Genomic DNA, 5,795 nt, shown 5'->3' with positions numbered 1-5,795 from the left:
TGCTTGATTCACCCCTTTGTGCGCCGCTAACATGTTCGCAGCAGACTGTTGCGTAGTTGCCGCTGTTCCGTTTTTATTTTCCGCCTTTGCCCCTCCTCCTCCCCCGTTGCTGCATGCGGCCAAAATCGATGCAACCAACGCAACTGACAACAACGTAGACACATTTCGTTTCACTGTTTTCTCCCCCTTCAGTTGATTTGATTTACACCTTCAGCGTACGCCATTTCTGCCTTTTCCCCTAGTGATTTGTATCACCAAGGAGCGGCCATGTTTGAAAAGTTCGTGAAATAATGAGCAATAAATATTCGCAATGTAGCAACCGTAACGAATGTAGCCCTATTCACTAACGGAGAACGACCTTCCTCTTTGCGGATCGCCATTTTCCATCCTTTCGTTGAGCTTGTACCTCCGCAAACCAAAAAGAGGCCAAAAGCATATGCTTTTGGCCTCTTTGGATCTGGAATCGGATTTTACGATGCGTATCGCTTCGTCGGTTCGCCGGCTTTTTTGCCAAATACGAGCCGGTTCAGCAAGAAGCAAATAAGGGCAAACAAGCTAAGGAGCAGAAAACCGAGCACGTACGAACCTGTTGCATCTTTCAGGATCCCCATGACAATCGGCGGAAAAAAGCCGCCAAGTCCGCCCCAGGCACCGACAAGGCCGGTGACGGCGCCCGTTTCGGCTGGGAACAGCTGCGGCACGAGTTTGAACACCGCACCGTTGCCCAGCCCAGACATCACGGCCACAAACAAACAAGCCGCTGTCATCACCCAAATATTTTCCATTCCAAACGCGATCACCAACGCGCCGATTGTCATTCCAGCGTAGACGAACGTCAACACCCGTTCAGCTCCGATTTTATCGCCAAGATAGCCGCCGACTGGCCGCGCGAGCGTAGCGAGTACAGTAAACCCAGCCGCGCGCATCCCAGCATCCACTGGCGTCAACCCATACAAGTCAACGAGCAGCGCCGGCAAGTAAATGCCGAAAGCAACAAACGCCCCGAACGTAACAAAGTAAAAGAGCGACAACGTCCACGTATGTTTATATTTCAATACCGACAGCGATTCACGCACCGTTTTTTGTTGTTTCGGTTTCGGCATATCCGGTGTGAAAAACCAAACGAGAACGAGCATGACGACAACCGGAATGATCATCCCCCAAAAAGTCCAAGGCACACCAAACGCTGCGGCAATCGATGGAACGGAAAACGAAGCAACCGCCGTGCCGATGTTGCCCATCGCGTTAATCCCAAGCGCCGTCCCTTGCTTTTCCGGCGGAGTCAAGCGGGAAACGAACGTCATCGAAATGGCGAACGACGTTCCGGCCATGCCGATGAAAAACGCCCAAAACAGAAGCATCGCATACGAATCTGCAAACCCTGCGCCAACAAGCGGAATGACAAGAAACAAGAGCAGCAGCGAAAACAGCCTGCGCCCGCCGATCTGGTCCGTCCAAATGCCAAGCGGCACACGCATGATCGAGCCAAGCAGCACCGGAATGGCGACCAAAATGCTTTTTTACGTCGATGTCAGCCCGTACATTTGCTGAAACGTACTCGCAAGCGGCGAAAACACGGCCCACACGACGAATGAAAACAACATGGCGAACGTCGTAATCGGCAGCAGCGCCTTTTGTTTATTCATGAAAAGCCCCTCCCAAACTTTCAAAATTTGTGACGCTGTTTGTACTTCCATCATACACAGGAAAAGGAAACAGATTTGTGAGGCTTATCACATTCTTGCCTGTTGTCACCATTTTGCCACAAGCGTTGTCACGGTTTTGTCACATCCAAAAAAAGAAAAAGCCCGTCCCCAAAAGGAACGGACACGATTTGGCAGAACGTTTTTCACATCCGAACGATAAGAAACGCTGTTGGGCGCACACATCTCTTCCGCCCCGTCTACGGAAACAACTTGTTTTCTCACCCACTCCGCCCGTATCTCCTGCCTCATAAACAACCAATACGCGATCGCAAAGCAGATGAGAGTGGCGGCAATGAGCGCGGTCACCTGCGGCCAAATGAGCAGCAAACTTTGCGAGAATGGCAAGGGGGTCGCAACAGCGCCGGCCGTTTGCTCCACCGTGACGATCCCTAGCGTTCGGACGTCCGGCGAAAAAGGCGGTTGTTGATTCATTGAACAAGTAGCTCGGCGACAATCTCATGAGACCAAGCACCAACTCTTGACGGCCGACCGCCTGCTCGACGGACGTAATGGCATCAAACTGCAAAAACGATTTCGCAAACACTTCCACGATCATCGAGTAGAAAAGATTGAAAAACAGCCAAACGGCCATCGACGACAACGCGGATGTCGCCGCCTGGCGGAAGACGACGGAAAACAAAATGCCGTGATTCAGCCAAAAGGCGATATACACAAGACATAACAACAAAAAGCAGACCATGCGGGCAAACTCTTCGAAAGTAGGCGGAATCACCAAGACCAAAATGCCCAACGCCATCACGAGCAGGCCGAGCGAAAGAAACAAAACAGCATTCAACAACAGCGCAGCGACAAACACCAAAAGGAGGAAGCGCAGCGCCGACCGGGCCCGAGACCTTTATAGTCGAGTTGAACCACGAATGATCTTTCAACAAAAACGGGGAAGGGCGCCTGCTCCTCCCCCGTATGTTTTGAACACACATCCAACATCCGCCGCATGCGCCCGGGCAACCATCTCACGAACGCCGTAGCGCCGTCATTTTAAGCGGCTGTTTTTCACCGCCTTCTTACCGTTGGCTTCGCTCTTTTGTCCGCAGCGCCTTTGGAATGTAAACACAATACGGCTCGCTTTCCAAATAGTCGCCCGTTACAGCGTAAGCGCGTGAACGAGAGCCGCCGCACACATATCGGAACTCGCAGACGCCGCATTTTCCTTTATATTTGTCCGGATTGCGCAAGTCTTGGAAAATCGGCGAGTGTCGGTAAATGTCCGCCAGCGGCGTTTCCCGGACGTTCCCGGCTTTGACCGGCAGCAGCCCGCTCGGATAGACGTCGCCAATATGGGAAATAAAGACGAAACCGTTGCCGTCGTTTACTCCTTTCGGCGCGCGGCCGAGCCCGTCGACTTGTCCGGTCAACCCTTGGTTCAACACATCTTCGTAACGGATGCCGCCTTTTGTCGCTTTTCCTTCGCGCATTTTCGCCTGCAGCACAACGCGGCGGTAATGCTGGCCGGCTGTCGTTTTAATGTCAAACGGAACGCGCTTGCTCGTTTCATACAACCAGCGGAACACCCGCTCATGCTCGATGGGGGAAATCATGTCCTCCTCCTTCCCCCTGCCTGTCGGCACAAGGAAAAAGACGCTCCAAAGGACGCATTTCATCTTCTCAACCAATTCCGCCATTTCATCAAGCACATGAACGTTGTATCGCGAAATGACGGTGTTGATTTGCACGGGAATGTCGAGCTCATGCAAGTATTGAATCGCACGGATCGTCAAATCAAACGAGCCGCTCACGCCGCGGAAATGGTCGTGAATCTCGGCGTTCGGCCCGTCAAGGCTAAATGCCCAGCGCGACAGGCCGACCTCTTTTGCTTTGCGGATCGCCTCTTTCGTCACGTTCGGCGTCGCGCTTGGCGTCATTGACACGCGCAGCCCTTTATCGATCGCATATTTCGCTAAATCGTACACATCCGGACGCATGAGCGGATCGCCGCCCGTAAAGACGAGCATCGGCTGATCCATCGCGTAAATCTCATCGATCAGTTTTTTCCCTTCCTCAAACGTCAACTCGCGCGGATCGCGATGGTATTGCGCTTCGGCGCGGCAATGAAGGCACTTGAGTTGACAAGCTCTCGTCAATTCCCAAATCACAATAAACGGATTTTCATTAAAATCTCGCATTGCGGCCCCCTCCTTGGCCTCCATTGTACCGCAACATTCAGGCGCGTTATGTGATATCGATCACATCCACAGCAAAGCCACAACAGAGGGCGATCGTACCATGGGCGAAGATGACAGCCATCTGAACAGGCGGTATAATATATTGACCCGACATACGCCCAAAAAGTAAAGCAAGGATGGCTCTTCTGATTGAAAAAAAGTATATGCTATGTCTGCTTCGGCCACAATTCCCCCTTCACCGGTACTCTCCCTCCGTATTGACATTGCGCCATACGGTTTCATCCGCGGCAAGCTGTTGGGCGTCAACATAGCGGACGCGGGCGCGGTCAATAAGCGAGATCATCCGCCGTTCGCCGGCATCAAGCAGCTCGGCGATCACGGAGCGAAGCCGTCGGTGGTATAAGGCGACCAATGGTTCGGGACGGACGCCATGGAGCGGGACGATGGCGTCAAACATCGGATCAATATAGGAAGCAAGCCGCTCTGTCACTTCCCGCCGCATGTACGGCATGTCGCACGGCAAGACGAACACCCAATCCGCTCGGCTCTGTTCCATAACGGTGTAAAGGCCGGCCAGCGGCCCACAGCCGCGGCAGCGCTCGACATCGAGCAGCACCGGGATATCCGTTTGGCGGCGGAATTCATCGACAAGCGACGGGTGGCTGACGATATACAATTCATCCGCGATCGGATCAAGCGCCGCGACCGACCAAGTGAAAAACGGGGCGCCTTCGTGCAGCGCAAACGCCTTCGGCCGCCCGAACCGGCGCGACTGGCCGCCGGCGAGCACCGCTCCGGCAATGGCTCGTTTCATCTCTATCCCCTCTTTCCGAACATCATCTGTCCCTACCGTACCATACGAACCGGCGAAAAAAAAAGATTTCCGCCTGTCGACGGAAATCCCTATGGAGCGGATGATTTATTTTTTGCCGATGGCCACCCGCCATACGTCCGGCCCTTCCTCTAAGTACTCCCATGTAAACTGATCCGGACGCTCCATCATGAATTGGTATTGCAGCGGACGCGGGTCATGGTCATTCGTCAGCTCCATCACTTCCCCCGGCTTCAAATTGTCAAACAGCCGAAAAATTGCCGGATGGCGATCGCGCGGCGGATAGTCCGGGGCGTGGATTTTGGCAGCAAATTGGTTCATAACATTGGCCTCCTTTGTAGTATAATGAATTATATACTTTATCATAACCGCTTGAACCTTGGGGGGTAGTGACGAGCGTCACAGCCCGAAGGTGAACATGTTCAATCCCCATGAAAGGAGAAATGGCGGTTGGAAGAGCTTGTTGGCTTTTGCGCGCAATGCGGCAAGCCGATCCATTGTCTGCATGGGTTTTTAAACGGCGTCGTCAGCCGAGAAACAGAGACGTTGTACTGCTTTCCATGCCATGACAAGCAAAAGGAAACCGAACACACCACGCCGGACAAATGCCACAAGTGATTGAAAACGTTCACAAATGAAAGGGGGCTGACCCAAAAATCCACTAACAAGTGGACTTTTGGAGCCAGCTCTTTCTTTTTTAAATCGTACATTGATCATGAACGATTCCGATTAAATCCCTTGTTTCTCCCTATTATTAAAGAAAGGAAGTTCGATTTTCTTAAAAACAATGTCGCTGCCGGGATTAACATGACCGTACGGGCTAAAACGCACTCCTTTTCCTGGACGGATACAAAGCGACAATGACACAAAACGTTATTTTCAAATTTCTACGAATCATTTATAATATGAATGGGGAACGATTGTCCTCATTTGTTCTGCGCTACAATCCCATCCCTTTCCTCAACTACTTACTCTACACGTTCGTTTCCCCAGTCCTCAAAAGAAAGGAGCGATTCATCATCACTCGCTTTTCCAGGGCTGCTATATATCTCCTGAATCCGTGATAAAAACGCGTTCAAACAGCTGAGAAAGCTTGATAAATCAACAAATATC

The 5,795-nt window shown here is 52.0% G+C and carries 4 protein-coding genes and 2 pseudogenes; 1 reads left to right on the top strand and 5 read right to left on the bottom strand.

The annotated features are described in order from the left end of the window. Positions 1 to 470: 470 nt before the first annotated feature. From IKE44_RS02465 to IKE44_RS02445, 5 genes and pseudogenes are all read right to left on the bottom strand, one after another. Positions 471 to 1,646, bottom strand: a pseudogene (locus IKE44_RS02465) (MFS transporter). Between the two features lie 288 nt (positions 1,647 to 1,934). Continuing rightward, a pseudogene (locus IKE44_RS02460) lies at positions 1,935 to 2,520 on the bottom strand (ABC transporter permease subunit); the annotation flags it as partial. Positions 2,521 to 2,731: 211 nt separating this feature from the next. After that, the gene (locus tag IKE44_RS02455) at positions 2,732 to 3,850 is read right to left on the bottom strand and encodes a TIGR04053 family radical SAM/SPASM domain-containing protein (protein WP_033013776.1); all 1,119 of its coding nucleotides are present in this window, start codon (positions 3,848 to 3,850) and stop codon (positions 2,732 to 2,734) included. 235 nt (positions 3,851 to 4,085) lie between these two features. Continuing rightward, a complete protein-coding gene (locus IKE44_RS02450; protein ID WP_033013777.1) occupies positions 4,086 to 4,664 on the bottom strand; it encodes a molybdenum cofactor guanylyltransferase in 579 nt (192 codons plus the stop codon). Positions 4,665 to 4,769: 105 nt separating this feature from the next. Beyond that, entirely contained in the window at positions 4,770 to 5,003 is a 234-nt protein-coding gene (locus IKE44_RS02445) for a DUF2249 domain-containing protein (protein ID WP_033013778.1), read from the bottom strand. Between the two features lie 129 nt (positions 5,004 to 5,132). On the opposite strand from IKE44_RS02445, the gene IKE44_RS02440 reads away from it, so the two are divergent. Continuing rightward, the gene (locus IKE44_RS02440; RefSeq protein WP_011230263.1) at positions 5,133 to 5,300 is read left to right on the top strand and encodes a hypothetical protein; all 168 of its coding nucleotides are present in this window, start codon (positions 5,133 to 5,135) and stop codon (positions 5,298 to 5,300) included. Positions 5,301 to 5,795: the final 495 nt, after the last annotated feature.

Origin of the sequence: Geobacillus sp. (assembly GCF_017515625.1) — a bacterium.
In the GTDB taxonomy this organism is placed as follows: domain Bacteria; phylum Bacillota; class Bacilli; order Bacillales; family Anoxybacillaceae; genus Geobacillus; species Geobacillus stearothermophilus.
Note: the sequence above shows the minus strand (reverse complement) of the source record. Positions and strands in the feature narration are given on the sequence as shown.